Consider the following 21,942-nt stretch of genomic DNA (forward strand, 5'->3'; position numbering starts at 1 on the left):
GTGATGAATTTAGCGGATTTCGCCATAAAACAACGCACCTTTGTGCTTTTTTTCACTGCGCTCAGTGTGATCGCCGGTCTCTACTCTTATTTTGACCTCGGCAAACTTGAAGACCCAAGTTTTACTGTTAAAACAGCGGTTGTTGTTACCCTGTACCCTGGCGCTTCAGCAGAAGAGGTAGAACAACAAGTCACTGATACCGTTGAAACTAAACTGCAAGAAATGGCTACGCTTAATCGACTGCGTTCGCTTTCACGTCCGGGAATGTCGATGGTGTTTGTCGATCTTAAAGAGTCATTGAACTCAGAAGCGCTGCCACAGGAGTGGGATCTACTTAGACGTAAAGTATCTGACATGAAGCTTCTACTCCCTTCAACCGCACAAATCAGTGTGGTTCAAGATGAGTTCTCTGAAGTCTACGGCATGCTGTTTTCCATCTACAGCCAAGATGCGACACCAAACGAGCTACGCCAATACGCAGAAGAGCTACAGCGCCGAATCAAGACCGTCGATGGAATTAAAAAAGTCGAGCTTCATGGCGTGCAGCCACGCGTTGTATACATCGATATCCCTGATGAGCGTCTAGCGCAATATGGATTGTCGATTTCCCAAGTTTGGAACCAGCTTAATACTCAAAACACCACCTTCGATGCAGGACGATTTGCGACCTCCAATGAGAGAATCCGTATCGAACAATCCAGTGAATTTGGCTCCATAGACGACATCAAAAACCTGATGCTAAAAGGAGGAATCAGTGAGTTAGGTACTGGCCTTATTCGCCTAGGCGACATTGCTGATATCACTATGGGTTATCAAGAACCTGCAATGACGGAAAACCGCTACAACGGCGTGCCAGCTGTCACGCTAGCGATGAGCCCTGTCTCTGGTGTGAACGTTGTATCGCTTGGCGATGACATTAATAGAATCGTGTCTGACTTCCAAAATTCACTCCCTCTCGGTGTAGAAATCGCAACGGTAGCAAACCAACCCCACGAGGTTCAAAAATCGATCGACAACTTCGTAAACAACCTACTAGAGAGTGTTGCGATTGTATTTATCGTCTTATCTATCTTCATGGGCATCAAGAGTGCGACTATCGTCGGTTCTAGTTTGTTGCTTACTATTTTGCTGACTCTTATCTATATGAACTTGGCGGGTATCGATCTACATCGTGTCTCACTAGGTACCTTCATTCTTGCCTTGGGTATGCTGGTTGATAATGCGATCGTTATTACTGATATGATGATTGTCAAAATCAACCGTGGCATCGATAGAACGAAAGCGGCAATTGATTCAGTTAAAGAGACGGCCACGCCACTGCTTGGTGCGACAGTCATCGCAATTATGGGTGCTAGCCCAGTTATTTTCTCAAAGACGGATGCGGCTGAATTTGCGGGCTCGGTGTTCCTTATCATTGCATCGTCTTTGCTATTATCTTGGTTTGTAGCTATGACTTTCACTGCTCTTATGTGTTGGATGTTCATTAAGCCGAGCCGACAAAAAGAGCAAACCAAAGAGAGCTTGTATCGCAAGAGCGTCAACTGGACGGTAGATAGTCCATTCAAGGCTCTCAGTGCATTACTGCCATTGATCGCAGTGACTGCACTAGCAATTCCTCAAATCGCGATCAACTTCATCCCACAAGCCGATCGCCCTATTCTGTTCCTAGACTACTGGCTACCGAATGGCGCGAAGGTTGAGCAGACTTCAGACGATATGAAGAAAATCGAGTCTTGGTTACTAGAGCAACCAGAAGTCGTCGATCTCTCTACCTATGTCGGCGCTGGTGCGCCTCGATTCTCAGTAACGATTGAGCCAGAACCGTTTGATCCGGCTTACGGCCAGATTCTGATAAACGCAACAGACTACGAGTCGCTAAGTTCACTCATCGCTCGTGGCGACAAATGGCTAGCTCAAACCTTCCCAGAGGCAGACCCAAGATTTCGCGGTTTGAAGCTAGCAACATCAGACAAGTTTAGCGTCGAGGCGCGTTTTTCTGGACCTGATATCGCAGTACTACACGAGCTGTCAAACCAAGCAAAAGTGATATTGGAAGCTCATCCAGATACCAAGTATGTACGTGATGATTGGCGACAACAGAGCAAGGTGCTACAGCCTATCATCAATCAAGAAAAAAGCCGTCAAGCAGGTATCAACCGCGCAGACATTGCGTTCGCCCTTAAGCGTGCTTCAGAGGGCATGCCGATTGGCCGCATGAATCTCAATGATGAGTTGGTGACAATCCAAGTTCGTGGCGTCGAGCGCTCACTAGAGTCGCTTGAAACTTTACCCGTCAATTCCCTACTCGGCCTACACAGCGTGCCACTTGGTCAGGTGATTGATGGTTTTGAGATGACCAGTGAAGAGACTATGATCTGGCGTAGAGACCGCGTTAAAACTATCACAGCTCAAGCAGGTGTTGGCCGATACACAACGCCAGCGGCAGTGAGAAATGACGTTAAAGCACAAATTGAAGCCATTGAATTGCCAGCAGGTTACCAGCTTGAATGGGGTGGCGAATACTACGATGAACACAAAGCGGTTAGCGACATTCTAAAACAGCTTCCAAAAGCGATGTTGCTGATGGTGATCATCTTGGTGGCCATGTTTAACGGTTTCAAACAACCGGTGATTATTCTAACCACCCTTCCCTTGGCGGCAACAGGTGCAACCTTTAGCTTGCTGCTATTGGATAAGCCCTTTGGTTTCATGGCATTGATTGGTGCGGTCACCCTAACAGGTATGATCATCAAAAATGGCATCGTACTTATGGACCAAATTGAGCTAGAGCGCAGTAACGGTCGTTCGCTATCGGATTCCATTAAAGAAGCAACCGTAAATCGCACTATGGCAATTTCTATGGGTGCATTAACTACCGCACTCGGCATGATTCCGCTACTTACAGACTTACTGTTTGACCAAATGGCGGCGACCATCATTGGTGGGCTAGCTGCAGCAACGGTACTGTCACTGTTTGTAATGCCAGCCCTGTACAAGATCTTTTATCGAACTCAAGAGACTCGCTCTTTCTCACAAGAAAACGCACCTCTTTCTCAAGCTAAGCAATAAGGAGCGCCATGATGTCTTTCATTTCGCAAAAACCATGGAATCTAGCACCAGTCGCGCTCTCTTTGTTGTTGGCTGGTTGTGCAGTCGGCCCAGATTATAAAGCGCCACAAACGACAATGGCTGAAACGTATCTCTATTCAGAAGATAGCCAACAAGTAACGCAATCACACTGGTGGCTACAACTGAATGATCCAGTTTTAAACCAACTGGTTACTCAGCTACAAAGCGACAACACCACGCTTAAAGTGGCCGCTGAGCGCATCAAAATGGCTAACTCTTATAAGAGTGTGGTGGAGTCATTCAAAGTGCCGACCGTTAACATCGGTGCGGGTTATTACAACTATCAGCTTAGTGAGAACGACTCACTGCTAGGCCCTGTGTTTGGTGCATCAGATGCCGTCGAGTCTGCTACGGGCATGTCACTGCTTGAAGCGCAACATGATGGTGGTTTTCTTGGTGCCAGCATCGCATGGGAAGCGGATCTCTTCGGACGAATAGACCGCCAAGCAGAAGCGGCAGCGATTCGAGTCGAACAAGCCGAGATATTGCAATCAGGCTTAAATACTCTGCTGACAGCTGATCTTATTCATAATTACCTGCAATATCGAGGTGCCCAAGAACGTAAAGCAATCGCTTTAGAGAACATCGAAGATCAAAAACAGACCCTAGACTTAGTCGAGAAAGTTGTTCGCAGTGGCTATGGTTCAGAGCTCGATTTGGCACAAGCTAAAGCGATGCTCGCAGCGACACTGTCCATCACGCCTCAACTTGAGATCGCAGAGCAGGTCCACAAGCATAGAATGGCCGTTCTTTTAGGCACTTCCCTAACCGAACTAGAGACTCAACTGCAAGACGACTTCACTTTACCAAGGCTTAAAGGGGTTATCCCTACCGGCCTTCCATCTGAATTGTTGACGCGACGCCCAGATATTCAAATAGCCGAGCGTGAGATGGCAGCAATTAACGAAGAGCTAGGGGCAAGTATTGCTAACCGCTATCCAAAATTCTTCCTAACCGGAACGCCAGGTGTTACCGCTGGAAGCTTTGATGACCTATTCAGTAGCGACTCCATTGGGTGGGCAGCGTCCGCAGGGATAAGCTGGAATGTCTTCGATGGTGGACGCGGTGAAGCACTGGTAGAGATGAATGAGGCACGATTTAAATCTGCCGCATTGAACTATCAGCACACTGTTGATAGCGCATTTGTAGAGGTAGATTCAACGCTGTTTGCTTATGGAAGAAGTCAACAAAACCAGCAACGCATTGATGAAGCAACGCTCGCAGTTGACAAAGCCGTAAGTAAAGCTAAGTCCCTCTACAAAGCAGGACTTGTTGACTACCTAGCCGTACTCGATGCGCAGCGCCAACAGAAGATGATGCAAGACAGACAAGTCGCCGCCAAACTACAAACGGCCAACACCGCGATTGCTGTTTATAAATCACTTGGTGGTGATTGGAAAGTCGTGACGGATAAACCAAAGGTAGAAAGTCAATCAACTATTAATACTCTTGAACTCGCAGCCAACAATTAATCGCAACTCAAAAAAATACCGCCTAGCATTAGGCGGTATTTTTCTAAGGCTCTGATTTTGAGTAAATCATTGTGCTATCCAGTTCGCCATTAGGTAAACGCCTTGCGTTACGCAGTTCTGCATCTAGAACGTAACCACAACGTTTCGCGACCAATTGACTCTTGATATTAGAGCCTGCCATCTTAATCTCTATTCGCTTGGCACCTTTCTCTTCAAAAGCGAATCGTTCGATCATAGCGACAGCTTCAGTGACATATCCGCGACCTGTTTTCGATGTTCGCAACCAGTAACCAATCTCAAAAAATGGCACACTACTATCTCGAACAATGAAGCCAATAGCTCCAATAAAAGTGTCACTCTCTTTCTCTACAATATTGAACCAAAACTCATCATTGAACGCCTGATAGTTCTTTATCGCTTGTTTGATGTTTGATTCTAAATCTGCTTTGGTGAAAGAATCACTAACCCAAGGTAAGAACTCATCAAACTCAGCTCTGCTATTCTGAATGACGTCATACATAGCGTCTATGTAGTCCATTGATGGTGGGTTCAACTTAAGTCTTTCGCTTTCCATTGCGACTCCTAGATACAACCTTTATGTCACTTAATATGAGCGCGCGGATTAACCGTTATTGCTCCACAGCTGACGTTTTTGGCTCCGGCGCAGACCATTTAATGATGGCTCTCATATTCATCGAAAAGAAGATGATGTTAGCGATAATCATTGCAACGCTTTCAGTCAAATAGCCAACCGCCACCCAACTTGTGTTGCCGCACATCATCAACACAAATCCGATCCTATTTTTATTGCCTATCTGCCAAATCGCGAGAAAGGTAAGCACCATGGCAACCCAATCGATTCCGTAATATTGAAAGTAGTCCATCTATCTTCCTTGTTGGTTATCTTCAAGCGCCTAATACAGCAAAGCTAAACTAACTCAGTACCATCAACTGTTCATGTAGCTCATCGTATGATTGGATATTGGCGATAGCACCACTAAGATCGTTCTTGCCATTAAAGTCGTGCTCAATAGCGATAACATCGCAGCCACTGGCTTTGCCTGCAAGAACACCTGCATTTGAATCTTCAAACACAACGGTCTGCTCTGGCGAGGCATTAAGTTTTTCAAGTGCAAGAAGATAGGCTTCAGGATCTGGTTTATGCTTGGTAACGTGTTCTTGGGTAATCACTAGATCAAAAAGATTCTCCAACTCCAACGACACCAAGATGTTCTCCACCATCCAAGTAGCTGCTGAGCTCACGACGCCGCAGGTTTTACCTGATTTCTTCAACGCCTCTACATACTCTTTTGCTCCGGAATTCAATTCAAGGCTCACTCTAAGTAACTCTTCATAGTGCGCTCGAAAGTAGCGATTAAATTCCGTTAGCTCCGGTGAGATTCGGGCAGGTTGAAAGAAGTGCCCTGTGACCACTTGCCAGCTTTCGCCCATCACATCTTTATAGATATTGTGGTCCACGAACGAACCGTAATCGGCGCATGCCATCGCAAGCGCCTTACCTTTCAACGGTTCTGAGTTAACCAATGTTCCATCCATGTCGAACAAGTATACTTTGTAATCTTTCAACGTTGCCTCCATTTATTATTTAGTGTGTGGGGACTAATCCATGACTTAAAATTCAAATAAGTGCCATATGTATTGATTCATTTTCATGGCGAAAATACGGTTTTAGTTAGATAACGCCAGCCGCATTTTGTTTCTTTGCTCTACTTTAATTCTTCAGGAATACGACGACCTTGATAGTAGTACTCTCGATCATCTTCATTGATTTCTCGTAGCACTCTACAAGGATTGCCTACCGCGACAACATTAGCTGGAATATCTTTGGTTACGATACTACTAGCGCCAATCACTGAATTCTCACCAATAGTTACACCTGGTAATACAACCGTGTGTGCGCCAAGCCATACGTTATTGCAGATGCGAACTGGAACATTGAACTGTGCTGCTTTGAGCCTCAGTTCAGGGCTAATCGGATGTGTGCCTGCTGCAATGGTTACATTAGGTGCAATCATCACGTTGTCACCTATAAATATGTCTGTGTCATCCACAAGCGTTAGGTTGAAATTCGCGTATACATTGTTGCCAAGATGCGTATGGCGCCCCCAGTTCGCATGCAGTGGCGGTTCGATGTAACAATCCGTCCCTACTTCCGCGAACAGCTGCTTCATAATCTGTTGTCGTTTGTCGCCTTCACTCGGGCGAGTGTGATTAAAATCGTAAAGCACCTCTAAGCACTGTGTTTGCTCGGCAACCAGATCGACGTCATCACAGTAGTAGACCTCTTGGCTGTGCATTTTTGCCTTTATATCCATGTTTCAACCTATTTGATAGTGACCTAAATCGGTATAAATATATCGATATATGAGTAGCTTGAAGCGTTTCATGAGCATCAAAACAAGACTCGGGATAAACGCAATATATGTTCTGGCAAACGTTCATTCAGATTCCTGATACAAGACAGAAACTCTTCAAAATTCGCCACTACATTAGGATTTTGCTAGCGTCGATACCAACTTTTTACACCATCTACGACCAAATTCATCATCAATTTGTGACACCACAAGGGTTCGTAAAAAGCTTGTAAACGGATTGAGACTCGTTTGTAGAAAGCTACGTTTATTACAACATTTCGCTATTGCCTGAATAAGTGTCGTTATGCAGTAGTCCACAAAAACATATTGGATACAAAGTTAAATACCAAGACTCTTGAATCGGTTAAACTAGACAAACTTGGCTCGATTGATACGATAGCGTCTAACCGTCCCTTCTATTTCGGCGGTATAACTGCCAAGATATTCGCCACCACATTTCTCAATCACTTTTTGAGAGGCCGCGTTATCAACTGAGCACGTGACTATCGCCGACTCCGTGATGGCGTTGTCTCGAACCCACGCCAATAGAAAGGGAGCCACTCCTTTTCCTCGAGCTGTAGGCCTTGTTTCGTAGCCAATATGCCCAATTACGTTTTCTACATAGTCATTGGTACCTTGTCTGACTCGAATCGCACCCAAGATTTGATTATCTGATACGCAGTAGTAGGTTTTACTGAGTAGATAGCCTTCTGGCAATCCAGTAGTGTCTTTTTCACGCTTGATGATGTCTGAAAGATGTCCTTCTGGATCCTTTTCTACATCTTGGTATCTGGGAATTCCCGATTCAGAGCATTCCTTGGCATAGCTTTCCATCAATGGCGCTAAACCAATGCTCGCTTCTACTACTTCCATGTAATTATCCTTATGCAAAACTCGACAAAGCTGACTTATATGCTTTTCTAGCTTCAGCGCTTAAGTAACTATCCATACCTTGGAACAATTCCAACAACTCAGCTCCGTATTTCGATTTAAAATCATCACTGGCATATACAAGCTCGAGCTCATTGGCGACGGTCAGTTCACAAAATAGCTTCGCTGTCTTAGGTTCAAGTTGAAAGGTAGTTTCCGTAAATCTGTCTTTAAATTGGACATTTGACACTTTGCCAAATTGTGGAAAAACATAATCTCTATCGCAAGAGCAGTATAGATAAACCAAAGCCTCTTCATCGATACCGATAACACGAGCTATCTCTTGGCGTTGGTTTAACGAGACCATATTTTCATCGAAACCCGCGGTGCCGTAAGCGGCATGAAATAAACCCGCGGTTTGAAGTAGTTCACTACTACCCCAACTCTTCAGAACTTCTTCAGTTCCTTTTAAATGTGCTTCTAATGATCCGTTGAGATGCTGAAAATCACCCGCTCCCAACATCTGAAGCATCTTGAATTTATCCATAAATCTTGATTACCTTTTGAAGATAAATTACCCGTTATATAGTGTGCTACCTAATATAGAAATTAAATTATCATGATAGCTAGCTAAAGTTCACCTAATCCAGAGCTTTCTGATCTAATGGAATTTTAGGCACACGAAATTTCACCGAAGACATATATAACTGAATTTTATGAACTAGCTCTACTACATCATCATGTTCACTAACAACAAATAACTTAACTCCGTGTCTTTTTGAAAGGTTGATTTTACGTTGATCACGCTCCACAGTCTTGCGAAATGCTTCGACTCCTCCAAAGAATTCGATAGGTTCGAAATGCTGTTTTCCGTGGTATTCCACAGCAATTTTCCAGTGGGGAAACCAAATGTCATAATGCTGTCGGCCTAACCAACTAGGTTGCCCATGCTGAATTACTAGTGAAGCACTAAATTCACGTTGTAGTTTTCTAAACAACTCTGTTTCAGATATCCAACCTTCTCCTACTTTTGGCACCCCTAACTCTTGACGCGCGAGGTTTTCAGCTTCTTTCGAGAGTACCTTAATAATCGAAAGCTTGTTATATGCTGAGTAGTAAGCCTTTACTTTAAAAGATAAGCATGGTTTATCCCATAATGGAGCGCCTGCAAAAAGCGTACGGTCATAGCTATGCTCCGGAATACCCCAAGAATGAAATAACTTGAACCATCCACCATGCCTTTCGCAATAATCTTCAAAAACACTTTTAACCTTGGATCTATATACAGCTTCATTGTTTTCAATGAACTTAGTTTTACGACCTCCCACCATAAGAAGCACATCAATGTGGTTAGGGGCTTCGCCTAATGCGTTTGAAATATTAAGTCTAAGGTTGGATTGGTGGGTGTTTGTGCCAAATGCTCGTTGAGGTTCAGTGACATTTAAATACTCTTCATAACGCTCCAAACCGAGTAAGCAATCATATGCCCAAAGTAAACAATAATTCGATAATTTACTTTCATTTTTGTATAACTCCGAAAAATGAATCAGCAATTCAGACAATTGTTCAAAACCCTGATTGTTCCAGTTTTCCAATCAACTATAAAGGTATACAAATACGTAACTAACATTTCCATCAATATCTATGTAATCGCCAACTGAAAGTGACGCTTGGACCTCTCGATAAAACTCGCGCTGTTTACAATTCATACCATCTATCGAAGGGAAATAACCTTTAAATTGTGGAACGTTCATATAATGTTCCTATAGACCTGTAACGTTGAATAAACTTACCTTTATGGAAATCTCCAACTGGAGACCAATACATTATCATCATATCCCCCATTATTTTCAGAAACTTAAATCACCCATTGTTTGGGTCGGTCACAAATTTAGATTAATTTCCTAAGGTAACACTCACTAGAAGCATCAATTACGTTGGACTCGTCATATAGATTCACAGCTAGACACCAAACACAAAAAAGCCCGCGGTCCTTCTCAGGATCGCGGGCTTAAGAATTTGTAACGATTGTAGTTAGCTGTGTTAAGCAGCTTCGAATGCGAGGGCCTTCTTTTCTACTTGGCGGAAAATCAGTGTTAGTAGTCCATTTACGCCTAGGTAGAATGCGCCTGCGATGCCAAACACAGTTAGTGTGTCGTAGGTTTGACCGTTGATACGCTGCGCGTAGCCCATTAAGTCCATGATGGTGATGGTGCTCGCGAGTGACGTACCTTTGAATACCAAAATCACTTCATTAGAGTAAGCTGGAACCGCGCGGCGCAGTGCGTAAGGAAGTAAGACCTTAAGCGTTGCCACTTTGTCCATACCTAGCGCTCGACAAGCTTCCCACTGCCCTGCTGGAATCGCGTTGAATGCGCCCTTAAATAACAGTGTGCTGTATGCCGCAGTGTTCATAGCGAGAGCCAACATTGCACAGAACCATGGTTGGCTCAGCCAAGTCCACATAAAGCTTTCACGAATCCAATCAAACTGACCTGGGCCGTAATACACCAAGAAAATCTGTACTAAAAGAGGCGTACCAGTAAATAAGGTAATGATGCCACGAGTTAGCCAATGGATAGCTGGAAGCCTTAACACCAAAGTAACGGTCATCAATAGCGACAAGATACAGCCAACAAGCAGCGATGCGCCAGTCAGTTGAATACTGGTCACTAGGCCTTCAAGCATTTGAGAGAAATATTGTTCATTCATGCCATCGCTCCTTTAGCGCCTAAGCCTTGGATTGAGTATTTCGCGTCAATCACTTTTACTGCTCTTTGCGTCACTAGGGTGATCACTAAGTAAATCGCTGCTGCGGTTGCGTACCATGTAAATGCTTCGTGTGTTGCCGCTGAAGTTAGCTGTGCTTGTTTCAATAAATCGGTCACACCGATTAGTGATACCAACGCCGTGTCTTTCAGAAGAACTAGCCACTGGTTAGTTAAACCCGGCAGTGCATGTCTTACCGCTTGCGGAAGAACAATCTTGAAGAAAGCGTGCGATTGAGGAATGCCCAGTGCGCTTGCTGCTTCTCTTTGCCCTTTGCTAACGGCTTTTAATGCACCACGCAAAGTCTGTGAAGCGTACGATGCAAATATAAGTGACAGTGCAACAACACCAGATAAAAACGGGCTCACCTCAACGAAATCGCCAGTGATCATAAACAGCACTTGTGTCGAGCCAAAGTAGATAAACAACACCACTAAGATCTCTGGCAAACCACGAACCATGGTTACAAACGCCGAAGTTGGCCATTTAATTGCGATACGTCGAGACATCTCTCCACTTGCAAACAGTACTGCTAAAACTAATCCGACTAATAGGCTTACAAATGCAAGCTGAACAGTCATCCAGCTTGCTTCGACGAGCCCTAGAGAGTAACCCGTTAATTCCATATTACTTACCGAAGTACTTGTTGAAGATTTCGTCGTATTCGCCATTCGCTTTCACAGCTGCTAGCGCTACGTTTAGTTGGTCAACTAGCTCTTGGTTGCTTTTGTTTACTGCGATACCAAAGCCGTTGCCGAAGTATTCTTGGTTCGTTACTTGATCACCAACGTACGTTAGGTTGTCTTGCTTTTTAAACCATTCAGCCACAACCGCTGTGTCACCAAATACTGAATCGATACGACCGTTTTTCATGTCGATGAATGCATCTTGGTAGCTTGAGTAAGGTACTGCAGTTACGCCAGTCATCTGCTCTAGTAGGTAGCTTTGGTGTGTTGAACCGTTTTGAACACCAACACGCTTGCCTTCAAGTGCTGCTTGGTCAGCAACTTTACCTTCAATCGAGATGAACGCAGCAGAGTTATCGTAGTAAGCGTTAGAGAAGTTCACCTGCTTTAGACGAGCATCAGTAATATCCATCGCCGAAATTGCCGCGTCGTAACGCTTGAATTTAAGTGCAGGGATCAGGCTATCAAATGCTTGGTTGTGGAAAGTACACTTCGCTTTCATCTCTTCACATAACGCGTTTGCTAGGTCAACGTCGAAACCTTGGATTTGGTTGTTTTCATCCATGAACTCGAACGGTGCGTAAGTCGCTTCCATTGCGAATTTGATCTCTTGTTGTGCAGCTGCGTTGAAAGAAGCAAGGCCGATAAGTGAAGCTAGTAGAATCTTTTTCATGTTGTTACTCCGAATACTGTGTAATTGCGGCCTGTGGCCATTCTTATAATTGGATTGTTTTAATCGATGTTATGTTTTAGCCAGATCTGATCCTGTAGGTAGATCTAGTGAGTGAGATATTCAGCAAACTCAGGCGTCTGCGGATTGATAAATGCATCGCTTGTGCCGTACTCTACGATGTACCCTTTTTCTAGGTAGAGAACGTGGCTAGCAATCTTTTTCGCGAAATCGACTTCATGAGTGACCACCACTTGCGTGATGCCGGTTCCGCTTAACTCTTTAATAATGCTGACAACTTGGTTGGTGATTTCAGGGTCGAGCGCTGCAGTTGGTTCATCAAACAGCAGCACGTCTGGCTTCATCATCAAGGCACGTGCAATCGCGACACGTTGTTGTTGACCACCTGAAAGTTTTAACGGCCATGCGTCGGCTTTGTCAGCTAGTTGCAGTGTTTCTAGTACTTTCTTCGCTTGAGCAATCGCCTCTTGTTTGTCCATTCCTGCAACTTTGACTGGCGCTTCAATCAGGTTTTCAATCACCGTCATGTGTGGCCAAAGGTTGTATTGTTGGAAAACCATTCCAACTTTACGACGAAGTTGCAGACCCTGTTTCTCTGGGATTGAGCTTGAAAAATCAAACGACTCACTAGCAATCTCTAGTTGGCCATCGTCTGCAATTTCCAACAGGTTTAATACACGAAGCAACGAGCTTTTACCCGCGCCACTTGGACCAAGTAAAACCAGTGTTTCACCGCTTTCGCAATTGAACGAAATATCGTGAAGAACTTGGGTGTCGCCGTACGATTTGTTGATGCTCTTTACTTGAATACTCATGCCAAAATACTGCATTAATTGTCATTTGTTGGTTATTCTATTCATTTGGACTTTTTATGCAAGAAAAATGTATAAAAATTTACTTTGTTGAATTTTTGTAACAAGTATTGCATAAAATGTAGGCTATTTATCTGGTCGTATAAGTTTCGAATCTACCTCATTGAATTAAAAGTAAGGTGCTCAAATTAGCAAACGTTTGAACGCAGTTTTATAAAACAAGGCTTTGATAATGACGTTCTCTTTACGTTAAGAAAAATAGAGATATTCGATGAATAAGTATTGGAGGAATCAACTCGAAAAGAGTTATGAGTAACCACTTAATCAGGTGTGAGATGGTTTAAAATAAACGCGGTGAGTCATATAGTTAGAGAAGTAGTAATCCCCAAGATCGGCTTGTATCGCACATTACAACCAGCGATAACGTGCTCTAATGGGTTATCAATCAATACTAAGGTAGTCTAATGTCCGACTCTGCTTCTACGCTTGAAGAGCAAACCACACCGCCACCGGAACAAACAAAAAAGAGCCTAAAGATCTTGCTTGAGCTCTTCCAGTTCATTAAGCCATACCGAGGTAAAGTGGCTATTGCACTGATAGCTCTAATTTTTACCGCAAGTCTCACGCTCACGGTCGGTCATGGTGTACGTATTCTTATCGATCAAGGTTTTACCCAACGCTCAACCGATGAGCTGGGGAATGCGATTCAATTTATGTTGGTGATCATTGGTTTGATCTCCGTCGGGACCTTCTTCCGTTTCTATCTGGTGTCATCGGTTGGTGAGCGTGTCAGTGCCGATATACGTTTAGCGGTGTTCAGGCATGTGGTCTCGTTGCACCCAAGCTATTTTGAAACCAACGGCAGTGGTGACATTATGTCGCGTATCACTACTGACACTACCCTGCTACAGAGCATCATCGGCTCATCGTTCTCAATGGCGATGCGCAGCGCGTTGATGTGTATTGGCGCAGTGATCATGCTGTTTGCGACCAATATCAAACTCACCCTAATCGTATTGGCCTCCGTTCCCTTTGTTCTGGTACCTATTCTGGTTTATGGACGACGCGTAAGAGCTCTTTCACGCCAGAGCCAAGATTCAATGGCCGACGTCGGCTCTTATGCTGGTGAAGCAATTGAGCACATCAAAACCGTTCAAAGCTATAGTCACGAGCAACAAGAGATCGCTTCATTTGGTAAGGAAGTAGAGAAAGCTTACGAAATTGGTCGTCAACGCGTGAAACAGCGTGCGATTCTAATCTCTGGCGTAATTCTGATTGTATTCAGTGCTATCTCAGGAATGCTCTGGGTTGGTGGTAGTGATGTGATTAATGGCACTATGTCGGCAGGTGATTTGGGCGCATTTGTGTTTTACGCAATCATGGTCGCCTCATCGCTTGGAACCATCTCTGAAGTAATGGGGGAACTTCAACGTGCAGCTGGTGCAACTGAAAGGCTGATTGAGATTTTACATGTTGAGAGTCATATTGTTGCGCCTGTTAGTCATCCTCAAACTACCGAGGGATTAGCGGCGGAAGTAGCGTTCAATGATGTCACCTTTAGCTACCCTTCTCGACCAGATGATCCAGCTACGACGGCTCTCACAATGACAGCTGAAGAAGGAAAAGTATTGGCGCTTGTTGGACCTTCCGGTGCCGGTAAAACAACGTTGTTCGAACTGCTACAACGATTCTACGACCCACAAGTCGGCAGCGTTACACTTGGCGGCGTTCCGCTTCATCAGTTTGACCCTAACGATCTGCGCTCTCAAATGGCGTTAGTACCACAACAACCCGCGTTGTTTAGCCACGATGTGTTCCACAATATTCGCTACGGGAATCCAAGTGCGACCGATGAAGAAGTTATTGCAGCCGCGAAGAAAGCCCATGCTCACGACTTTATTATGTCGCTACCTGAAGGCTACAAAAGCTTTTTAGGTGAGCGCGGTGTCCGCTTATCTGGAGGACAACGCCAACGTATCGCGATAGCTCGTGCGATCCTAAAGGATCCGAATATTTTATTATTAGACGAGGCCACCAGCGCACTTGATAGTGAAAGTGAGCACCATGTTCAGCAAGCTCTTGAAGAACTTATGAAAGGTCGAACTACACTCATCATCGCCCACCGACTTTCTACCATCAAACACGCAGATCAAATTGCCGTGCTTGACCAAGGTAAGCTAGTCGATCTGGGAAATCACGACTCGCTCATGCAGAGCTGCGAACTTTATCAGAGACTGGTGGAGTTGCAGTTTAAACACGTCCGCGGATAACTCAGAAGTTGATGAGTATTTGCTCATCGGTCACAAGTCACAGCTCGCCATTTTCAATGTTGCAGCAATGTTAAAATGGCGATAGTGTTTTTATTCCAATAACTCATGATTTCTCAAAGATCATTCTAACCACAATAAGAGAGTCTGCATGGAAGCACTATTATCTGAATACCCTGTAATCACAGAAATCCCCGTGGCTTGGGGAGAGATGGACGCACTCAATCACGTGAACAACGCGGTCTACTTTCGCTATTTTGAAACCGCTCGCTTAGACTTTTTCAAGCACGTTGAGCTGATGGAAGAGATGGCTGTAACCAAAGTTGGTCCAGTACTCGGTGATACTTACTGTAAGTATTTCCGCCCAGTCACCTACCCTGACACATTATTAGTCGGTTCAAAAGTGACAGAAGTTCAAGATGACCGTTTCACAATGGAATACGCCATCGTCAGTAAGGCGCAGCAGAAAGTTACCACCATAGGCACAGCCACTATCGTGATGTTTGACTTTGCATCCAATCAGAAAGCACTACTCTCTGTCCGATTGCTCAATGAGATTCAGAACATGAGCACACTTAAAAGCCCATGCTTTAAGCAAGAAACAGTCGCTGACTAACTAGATACATTTCAAAGGATTAATAAAGGCCACTCGATTGAGTGGCCTTTGGTTTTATATGGAGTTCAGTTAGCTAACAAGGTTTTATGGACATCAAGCCAATGATTGATGTGCGCAGCAACTTGCTCAGGCTGCTCCATTGTTGATAGGTGTCCACAGTTAGGAATCACGTGTAGCGACACATTCTCGATATGTTTTGCCATAAGTAGATGATTGTCAATAGGACACAACAGGTCATCTTTGCCGGTAATCACTAACGTCGGTATTTTGATGTCCCCTAGCAATGGTCTTGAATCTGGCCGTGTTGCTAAGGCGTGAGCATGTGCTTCAAATCGATTAATACCGACATCGATCGCCATTTGAGAGATTTGCTCCGTAAGTTGCTGGTTGTGCAATTGGCTTGGATGAATTAGCACAGGCATCAGTACATCAGGAGTGATTGATTCAAACTCACCAGCTTTTGCTTTGTCGACTAACGCATAACGTTTTTCCGACACCTCTGGCTTTTCGTCAGCGGAGTTGGTATCCATAAGGATTAACCCTTTCACCCTTGTTGGAGCTTGACGTAAAACTTCAAATGCCAAGATGCCACCCATTGATAAGCCGCCAAGAATAAAGGTGTCTGGGGCATCCTCTAACACTTTACTCGCTAAAGCTTGCATGGATGTTTCTGCCGCTAAGTCACTCGTAAAAGGAGCCACCCAATCGGGCAGCTCTCTATTGACCTCTCTAAACAAGGCGTCATCACATAACAAACCAGGCAACCATAGTAGTGGTACTTCTGGTTTCATCATTAACTATCCTGCAATGTTTGTGGTTGGTCAGAGCCAAGAACCACATAGGTGAAACTAGTGCCGCGAAGGTTTTCAAGGCTATAAGATGCCCCAACTGGCACACTGAATACATCACCCGTCGTCAGCACTAACTGAGCTTGTTCACCATCTTGAACTAAGTTGAGTAACGTATCCCCTTCAAAGTTAATCAGCACCTGTTTTTCATCACGCTGATGAACCGGAATACTCGCACCTTCCGTCAACTCATACGCCATAATACTCACGTCATCGACGCTCTTCACTTGGAAGTCGTACTCTGCCTCTGGATGACCAGTCAGTGCGTATTGTTTAACGTTAGGGTTAGAAAAATCACCCGTGATCTCACGATAGTCTTTCTTCAACGCAACAAAAGGCATCATCTGTTCTGCGGTATAGCTATCGAATTGAGACAACTCCTGCTCCGTTAGCAGTGGCATCAGTTCAGACTCATTTGGCGCAACGTCACCATCAATGGTATCTACCAGCGTACCGTCTGCTTTTAGGTATAAACCGTAGCCTTGACTGTCTTTAATTACCTTAGGATGCCAAACCACACCACCGCCAGAATTGTCACCACCTAGCACAGAGTACATAAAGCCATAGTCTCGACCTACAACTTCGAATCCGCGGAACAGATTAGTAGGAATAGAGATAACATCACCATGTGATAGTACCGCTTCATGCTCTCCCTCATTCCCCCAATAGAAGCGAAACTGGCCTTTAAATACCACAAACAGTTCTGCAGTGTGGTGTGAGTGAAGAGAATTTTTGATACCCGGTGGTTGGCCTGCTGCACCAATATTGAAACCCGCCGTTTCGCGAATATGCACATGTTGGCGACTGCTTTCAGCAACACCTGCGCCAATAATGCAGAAGTTATCTTTCAAGTCACTGCCAGGCGTTCGTGCATCGATGAATGCGCTAGTACCGGGAATCAGTTCCATGTAGCGTACTAAGTTACTATTTATTTTATTTTGTAGGGTCATTATTCGTTCCTTTCCCAACTGTTCGCGCGAGTTCAAAGCCAAATTAGAGCTAGCGGTTCAACACTCAGCCATCAGTCAGATTTTTAAGTTCAATTACTTAAAGGCCTACCACCATCCACTGCGATAGTATTGCCCGTTGAGAATGTCAGCAGCTCAGCAGCCGCGAATACCGCATTTGCGACTTCTTCATCGTTAGCGAGTCGCTTAAGCGGTGTCGATTGCTCTTGCGCGTCACGCCACTCATCATCGAGCCCTTTAACGAACTCGGTATCAACAAGCCCGGGCGCGACCGCAAGAACTCGGATATCTGGAGATAAGGCTCTTGCTAATGAGCGAGTCATGTTCTCAACCGCCGATTTACTCGCGCAATAAGCCACATTGCTTCCCATCGCGGTTTGCGCGGCTATCGAGGTGATGTTGACGACACAACCATTCGCGTTCCTAAGTGCGGGTTCAAACGCTCTAACCATCGCAAAAGGAGCACGAACATTGACTCGGAAGATCTTATCGATCAGTTCATCATTTAATGAGTTCAAATCACTGTGTGGGACGAATTTCGTCATACCCGCACAGTTGACTAGCAGATCTAATGATTGTGCGGTTTCTTGGACTTGTTCCGCTAATGCACTGATCGCTGCACTGTCTTCAACATTGAGTTGATACATGGCATGGCCGGTGCCTTCGAGACTATCCAAAACCTGCTCCGCCGCGCTCTGGTTACTGTTGAAAGTAAACACGATTCGATAGCCAGACTTGGCCAGTTTGTGACATATGGCGGCACCAATACCGCCACTGCCGCCTGTAACTAAGGCGAGTTTTGTCATGTTACGCCTCTACTGATTTTTCTTTATAGCGACGTACACGAATATCTGCTTGCTCTTTATGTCCAGCAAAGCCTTCCAGTGCACATAGGCGAGAACAGTATTCACCCACCTTCAAAGAAGCCGCTTCTGTTACTCGTTGGTAAGTACAAGTCTTGATGAATTTACCTACCCACAAACCACCGGTGTAACGCGCCGCTTTGTTTGTAGGAAGTGTATGGTTTGTGCCGATACATTTGTCGCCGTAAGAAACGTTTGTCTCACGACCTAAGAACAGCGCACCATAGTTAGTCATGTTGTCTAGGAAGTACTTAGGATCTTTGGTCATGACTTGAACGTGTTCCGAAGCGATATCATCTGCGACTTCAACCATCTCTTCATAACTGTCACACACAATCACCTGCCCGTAGTTTTCCCACGCTTTGCCTGCTACTTCAGCCGTTGGCAGGATAGTTAACTGACGTTCAATCTCTTTTACGGTTTCTTCAGCGAACGCTTCGCTATTGGTTAACAGTACTGCCGGAGAGTTATAACCGTGCTCAGCTTGACCCAGTAGATCCGCAGCGGCCAATTCAGGGTCACAACCCTCTTCATCTGCAATCACCAACGTTTCTGTTGGACCTGCAAACAAGTCGATACCAACACGACCAAACAGTTGGCGTTTTGCTTCAGCTACGAATGCGTTACCCGGACCAACTATCATATCGACAGGTGCAATCGATTCAGTACCCAATGCCATTGCACCTACCGCTTGAACACCACCAAAACAGTAGATCTCATCCGCACCAGCCATCGCCATCGCAGCAACAATCGCTACGTTGGGTTGACCATTAAAAGGAGGAGCGCATGCAATCACACGTTTTACGCCAGCCACTTTTGCCGTTAGAACACTCATGTGTGCAGAAGCCACCAATGGGTATTTACCACCAGGGATGTAACAACCCACACTGTTCACGGGTACGTTTTTATGTCCTAACACAACACCCGGCATCGTCTCTACTTCCACATCGTGCATCGAGTCACGTTGGATCTGTGCAAAGTTACGTACTTGCGTTTGAGCAAACTCAATATCGTGCTTAGTAGACTCATCCAGAGCATCGACACACGCCTGAATTTGTTCTTCTGTTAAACGAAACTGCTCCGGAGACCAGTTATCAAATTTTTCTGAAAGCTCACGAACTGCACTGTCACCTTTCTTTTCAATATCAGAAAGAATGTTTTCAACGGTTTGACGTACTTGCGCGTTGTTTGATGCTGATGCTTCTTCAGTGATTCCGTGTTTTAGAATGCGAGCCATGCGTAGTTCTCCTTGTCGCTATGCCTAGTGTTTGCTTATTGGTCTATTAATGCAGAATTATTAGTTTTTGTATGATTTTGGATACGAATGCAAAACAAACATAAACATTTTATTAACACTTGGCAAATCGTATTTCAAACGGTACAAAAATAATTTAACCCACTGTTTTAAATGATTAAAACCTCAGTCAACAAAGATAAAACGAAATATTGAGAACAAAAAACAATCAATTTATGTTGCGCTCGTCACATTGTTTTTACTCTTTTTTTACAACAACACGTGTTAAGTTTTGCATACCTTTGCAATGGAGATAATTCATGGACAACTTCAAACAGACTCTCAACGGCACGCAACTACTTGGCACATTCGTTAAAACCCCACATCCGCACATCATCGAAGTTTTGGCACTGGCCGATCTCCCGTTTATTGTCTTGGATGCAGAGCACGCTCCTTTTGATAGAACAACGCTTGATAGCTGTATATTGGCGGCTAAAGCCAATCAACTACCCTGTATTGTTCGTGTTCAGGACAGCCAGGCTTCTACGATACTTAACGCGTTAGATTGCGGCGCAACAGGCATTCAAATCCCACATGTATGTACAGCGAAGCAAGCCCAAAAACTGGTGAAAGTTTCTCACTATGGTGAGGGCGGCCGAGGTTATGCGGGTTCAAGTAGAGCTGCCCAATATGCGACCAAAGCGATGGCGAATCATTTAAGCGACAGCAAAAACAACACTGTTGTGATTGCGCAAATTGAGGATCCTGAAGGTGTGATTAACGCGGAGTCGATTGCTGCTGTTGAAGGCGTCGATGCCCTCTTCATTGGTCAGGTTGATTTAGCGGTGTCTTATGGTGCGGCAAGCGTGAACGAAGATTGTGTACGTGAAGCAAGTATCAAGATAGTCAAAGCCGCTCATCAAGCTAACAAACCCGTAGGTATGTTTGTCGCCAATGCTCAAGTTGCTCGTGAGTGGAGTGAGTTGGGCGTGAACTTCTTCTGCGTAGGATCTGAGCACAAAATGATCATTGACGGCTTTCGAAATGAGCAAGCCGTCATGAAATCATAAATTTTCTTTGTTATTTCAAAAGTTACACGTATTGTAATTATCAAACGACGCTCATTTCGTCTTGCCTTACTCTTAGAAAGGTTGCGAATTAAGGAGAATTCACCATAAAAGCCAAAGTTACCTCTATTGATGTCGCCAAAATGCTTGGCGTTTCTCAATCAACTGTTTCTCGTGCATTTAGCCCGACTGCGAGTATCAGTGAAAAGAAACGGAAAATGGTTATGGACGCCGCAGCTAAGCTTGGATACACACCAAATGCTATCGCGAGAAGCTTGATATCCAACCGTTCAGGTTTAGTCGCTATTGCTTTGGATAGTGAGTCAAACCCAATGTACGATTTACAATCGCGTGCTCTTGCAATGGAAATTCAAAAGCGTGGCGGACAAGTTGTTTTATGTCCTATTGATAAAGATGACCTGGATCTCGCGATTTCAAGGGCGATCGAATATCAAGTGGATGGATTAATCATTGCCACAAGTCGTCTTACTTCGCGCGCCTTTGCTCAATGTGAAAAGTTTGGTGTTCACTTGAGCCTCATCAACCGCTATACAGAAGGTATCAATGCCAACAGTGCCGGTCTTGATAACCAAAGAGCCGGTACACAAGCCGCGGAATATCTGCTTGAAAAAGGCTACAAGCAGCTAGCTTATGTAAGTGGTGACGCTGGTTCGATGACCAGTGACAAACGTTGGCTTGGTTTTTCCGAAACAGCGAAAGCGCACGAAGCGGCATCCCCTATCTTCATCAATGCAAAGTACAGTTTTGAAGCCGGCTTAGAGGCAGCAAAAGCGCTACTTGAACACACATCAAAACCTGATGCTGTTTTCTGTGCAAATGACATCTTAGCGATGGGCGTGATTGATGGCTTGAGACAGCTTGGATGTAATATCCCACAAGACTTCGCCATTATGGGCGTCGATGATATCCCAATGGCGTCGTGGCCAAGTTATGATCTGACGACTATTGCGCAACCCGTTGACAAAATCGTTCAAAGCGCCGTTGAAGATCTTATGCAACGTATCAACGACAATGTTGATGCGAAAGGCGAATACCTACTCGAATCAGGCACCATCATTGAGCGTGGCAGTACCCAAATCAATTGAGGCGCGATTTCAAGATATTGACATCGCCGAGCCTATACCCGCCCAACATTCAGCAAGTAAATCTAGACTAGAAGCCCTAATTTAACGTTAGGGCTTCTTTCTGTGATCTCTTCTAAAAATTCACCGATTATTATTCACTTCGTTATCAATCCGGCCGATTTGTTATTGA

General features: G+C 44.7%; 21 protein-coding genes. 6 read left to right on the top strand and 15 right to left on the bottom strand.

The window, feature by feature from the left end; all coding sequences use genetic code 11:
* Positions 1-3 precede the first annotated feature (3 nt).
* Positions 4-3,069, top strand: a complete 3,066-nt coding sequence (locus tag FIV04_RS07575; RefSeq protein ID WP_152468735.1) for an efflux RND transporter permease subunit — start codon at positions 4-6, stop codon at positions 3,067-3,069.
* 11 nt (positions 3,070-3,080) lie between these two features.
* Positions 3,081-4,601: an efflux transporter outer membrane subunit gene (locus FIV04_RS07580; RefSeq protein ID WP_152469544.1), complete on the top strand. Its 1,521-nt coding sequence runs from the start codon at positions 3,081-3,083 to the stop codon at positions 4,599-4,601.
* A 43-nt stretch (positions 4,602-4,644) separates the two neighbouring features.
* On the opposite strand, the gene FIV04_RS07585 is transcribed toward FIV04_RS07580, so the two are convergent.
* From FIV04_RS07585 to artP, 11 genes are all read right to left on the bottom strand, one after another.
* The gene (locus FIV04_RS07585; protein WP_152468736.1) at positions 4,645-5,175 is read right to left on the bottom strand and encodes a GNAT family N-acetyltransferase; all 531 of its coding nucleotides are present in this window, start codon (positions 5,173-5,175) and stop codon (positions 4,645-4,647) included.
* A 55-nt stretch (positions 5,176-5,230) separates the two neighbouring features.
* On the bottom strand, positions 5,231-5,485 hold the full coding sequence (locus FIV04_RS07590; protein ID WP_152468737.1) for a PnuC protein: 255 nt from the start codon (positions 5,483-5,485) through the stop codon (positions 5,231-5,233).
* A 49-nt stretch (positions 5,486-5,534) separates the two neighbouring features.
* Positions 5,535-6,200: an HAD family phosphatase gene (locus tag FIV04_RS07595; protein WP_152468738.1), complete on the bottom strand. Its 666-nt coding sequence runs from the start codon at positions 6,198-6,200 to the stop codon at positions 5,535-5,537.
* A 128-nt stretch (positions 6,201-6,328) separates the two neighbouring features.
* On the bottom strand, positions 6,329-6,937 hold the full coding sequence (locus tag FIV04_RS07600; protein ID WP_152468739.1) for a sugar O-acetyltransferase: 609 nt from the start codon (positions 6,935-6,937) through the stop codon (positions 6,329-6,331).
* A gap of 408 nt (positions 6,938-7,345) precedes the next feature.
* Positions 7,346-7,849 carry a GNAT family N-acetyltransferase gene (locus FIV04_RS07605; RefSeq protein ID WP_152468740.1) on the bottom strand — a complete coding sequence of 168 codons (504 nt, stop codon included), beginning with the start codon at positions 7,847-7,849 and terminating at the stop codon, positions 7,346-7,348.
* A gap of 10 nt (positions 7,850-7,859) precedes the next feature.
* Entirely contained in the window at positions 7,860-8,393 is a 534-nt protein-coding gene (locus FIV04_RS07610) for a DUF6817 domain-containing protein (protein WP_152468741.1), read from the bottom strand.
* 94 nt (positions 8,394-8,487) lie between these two features.
* The gene (locus FIV04_RS07615) at positions 8,488-9,441 is read right to left on the bottom strand and encodes a hypothetical protein (RefSeq protein WP_152468742.1); all 954 of its coding nucleotides are present in this window, start codon (positions 9,439-9,441) and stop codon (positions 8,488-8,490) included.
* 448 nt (positions 9,442-9,889) lie between these two features.
* The gene (gene artM, locus FIV04_RS07620; protein ID WP_152468743.1) at positions 9,890-10,558 is read right to left on the bottom strand and encodes an arginine ABC transporter permease ArtM; all 669 of its coding nucleotides are present in this window, start codon (positions 10,556-10,558) and stop codon (positions 9,890-9,892) included.
* Entirely contained in the window at positions 10,555-11,241 is a 687-nt protein-coding gene (gene artQ / locus FIV04_RS07625) for an arginine ABC transporter permease ArtQ (RefSeq protein ID WP_152468744.1), read from the bottom strand. The genes artM and artQ overlap by 4 nt, the downstream gene beginning before the upstream one ends.
* Position 11,242: 1 nt before the next feature.
* A complete protein-coding gene (locus FIV04_RS07630) occupies positions 11,243-11,974 on the bottom strand; it encodes a lysine/arginine/ornithine ABC transporter substrate-binding protein (protein ID WP_150872528.1) in 732 nt (243 codons plus the stop codon).
* A gap of 104 nt (positions 11,975-12,078) precedes the next feature.
* Positions 12,079-12,807, bottom strand: coding sequence for an arginine ABC transporter ATP-binding protein ArtP (gene artP, locus FIV04_RS07635; protein ID WP_152468745.1), 729 nt, complete (start codon positions 12,805-12,807; stop codon positions 12,079-12,081).
* A 461-nt stretch (positions 12,808-13,268) separates the two neighbouring features.
* On the opposite strand from artP, the gene FIV04_RS07640 reads away from it, so the two are divergent.
* Both FIV04_RS07640 and FIV04_RS07645 read left to right on the top strand, forming a co-directional pair.
* Positions 13,269-15,074 carry an ABC transporter ATP-binding protein/permease gene (locus FIV04_RS07640; RefSeq protein ID WP_152468746.1) on the top strand — a complete coding sequence of 602 codons (1,806 nt, stop codon included), beginning with the start codon at positions 13,269-13,271 and terminating at the stop codon, positions 15,072-15,074.
* A gap of 148 nt (positions 15,075-15,222) precedes the next feature.
* On the top strand, positions 15,223-15,687 hold the full coding sequence (locus FIV04_RS07645) for a thioesterase family protein (protein WP_152468747.1): 465 nt from the start codon (positions 15,223-15,225) through the stop codon (positions 15,685-15,687).
* 65 nt (positions 15,688-15,752) lie between these two features.
* Here the strand turns inward: FIV04_RS07645 and FIV04_RS07650 are convergent, their stop codons facing one another.
* The 4 genes from FIV04_RS07650 to hisD form a co-directional block, all read right to left on the bottom strand.
* Complete coding sequence (locus FIV04_RS07650) at positions 15,753-16,481, bottom strand: alpha/beta fold hydrolase (RefSeq protein ID WP_152468748.1); 729 nt, start codon at positions 16,479-16,481, stop codon at positions 15,753-15,755.
* A complete protein-coding gene (locus FIV04_RS07655; RefSeq protein ID WP_152468749.1) occupies positions 16,481-17,485 on the bottom strand; it encodes a cupin domain-containing protein in 1,005 nt (334 codons plus the stop codon). Before FIV04_RS07655 ends, FIV04_RS07650 begins: the two co-directional genes overlap by 1 nt.
* Before the next feature lie 89 nt (positions 17,486-17,574).
* The gene (locus tag FIV04_RS07660; protein ID WP_152468750.1) at positions 17,575-18,309 is read right to left on the bottom strand and encodes an SDR family NAD(P)-dependent oxidoreductase; all 735 of its coding nucleotides are present in this window, start codon (positions 18,307-18,309) and stop codon (positions 17,575-17,577) included.
* 1 nt (position 18,310) lies between these two features.
* Positions 18,311-19,603, bottom strand: coding sequence for a histidinol dehydrogenase (hisD, locus tag FIV04_RS07665; protein ID WP_032548962.1), 1,293 nt, complete (start codon positions 19,601-19,603; stop codon positions 18,311-18,313).
* A gap of 317 nt (positions 19,604-19,920) precedes the next feature.
* On the opposite strand from hisD, the gene FIV04_RS07670 reads away from it, so the two are divergent.
* Positions 19,921-20,670 carry an HpcH/HpaI aldolase/citrate lyase family protein gene (locus tag FIV04_RS07670; RefSeq protein ID WP_152468751.1) on the top strand — a complete coding sequence of 250 codons (750 nt, stop codon included), beginning with the start codon at positions 19,921-19,923 and terminating at the stop codon, positions 20,668-20,670.
* Positions 20,671-20,810: 140 nt separating this feature from the next.
* Entirely contained in the window at positions 20,811-21,773 is a 963-nt protein-coding gene (locus FIV04_RS07675) for a LacI family DNA-binding transcriptional regulator (protein WP_032548959.1), read from the top strand.
* Positions 21,774-21,942: the final 169 nt, after the last annotated feature.

The organism is Vibrio sp. THAF190c, assembly GCF_009363355.1.
GTDB lineage: Bacteria > Pseudomonadota > Gammaproteobacteria > Enterobacterales > Vibrionaceae > Vibrio > Vibrio fortis_A.

Excerpts from the sequence above, each read along its gene's own strand:
- FIV04_RS07575 (WP_152468735.1), top strand. The coding sequence starts at position 4 with ATGAATTTAGCGGATTTCGCCATAAAACAACGCACCTTTGTGCTTTTT.
- FIV04_RS07580 (WP_152469544.1), top strand. The coding sequence starts at position 3,081 with ATGTCTTTCATTTCGCAAAAACCATGGAATCTAGCACCAGTCGCGCTC.
- FIV04_RS07585 (WP_152468736.1), bottom strand. The coding sequence starts at position 5,175 with ATGGAAAGCGAAAGACTTAAGTTGAACCCACCATCAATGGACTACATA.
- FIV04_RS07590 (WP_152468737.1), bottom strand. The coding sequence starts at position 5,485 with ATGGACTACTTTCAATATTACGGAATCGATTGGGTTGCCATGGTGCTT.
- FIV04_RS07595 (WP_152468738.1), bottom strand. The coding sequence starts at position 6,200 with ATGGAGGCAACGTTGAAAGATTACAAAGTATACTTGTTCGACATGGAT.
- FIV04_RS07600 (WP_152468739.1), bottom strand. The coding sequence starts at position 6,937 with ATGGATATAAAGGCAAAAATGCACAGCCAAGAGGTCTACTACTGTGAT.
- FIV04_RS07605 (WP_152468740.1), bottom strand. The coding sequence starts at position 7,849 with ATGGAAGTAGTAGAAGCGAGCATTGGTTTAGCGCCATTGATGGAAAGC.
- FIV04_RS07610 (WP_152468741.1), bottom strand. The coding sequence starts at position 8,393 with ATGGATAAATTCAAGATGCTTCAGATGTTGGGAGCGGGTGATTTTCAG.
- artM (WP_152468743.1), bottom strand. The coding sequence starts at position 10,558 with ATGAATGAACAATATTTCTCTCAAATGCTTGAAGGCCTAGTGACCAGT.
- artQ (WP_152468744.1), bottom strand. The coding sequence starts at position 11,241 with ATGGAATTAACGGGTTACTCTCTAGGGCTCGTCGAAGCAAGCTGGATG.
- FIV04_RS07630 (WP_150872528.1), bottom strand. The coding sequence starts at position 11,974 with ATGAAAAAGATTCTACTAGCTTCACTTATCGGCCTTGCTTCTTTCAAC.
- artP (WP_152468745.1), bottom strand. The coding sequence starts at position 12,807 with ATGAGTATTCAAGTAAAGAGCATCAACAAATCGTACGGCGACACCCAA.
- FIV04_RS07640 (WP_152468746.1), top strand. The coding sequence starts at position 13,269 with ATGTCCGACTCTGCTTCTACGCTTGAAGAGCAAACCACACCGCCACCG.
- FIV04_RS07645 (WP_152468747.1), top strand. The coding sequence starts at position 15,223 with ATGGAAGCACTATTATCTGAATACCCTGTAATCACAGAAATCCCCGTG.
- FIV04_RS07650 (WP_152468748.1), bottom strand. The coding sequence starts at position 16,481 with ATGATGAAACCAGAAGTACCACTACTATGGTTGCCTGGTTTGTTATGT.
- FIV04_RS07655 (WP_152468749.1), bottom strand. The coding sequence starts at position 17,485 with ATGACCCTACAAAATAAAATAAATAGTAACTTAGTACGCTACATGGAA.
- FIV04_RS07660 (WP_152468750.1), bottom strand. The coding sequence starts at position 18,309 with ATGACAAAACTCGCCTTAGTTACAGGCGGCAGTGGCGGTATTGGTGCC.
- hisD (WP_032548962.1), bottom strand. The coding sequence starts at position 19,603 with ATGGCTCGCATTCTAAAACACGGAATCACTGAAGAAGCATCAGCATCA.
- FIV04_RS07670 (WP_152468751.1), top strand. The coding sequence starts at position 19,921 with ATGGACAACTTCAAACAGACTCTCAACGGCACGCAACTACTTGGCACA.
- FIV04_RS07675 (WP_032548959.1), top strand. The coding sequence starts at position 20,811 with ATGCTTGGCGTTTCTCAATCAACTGTTTCTCGTGCATTTAGCCCGACT.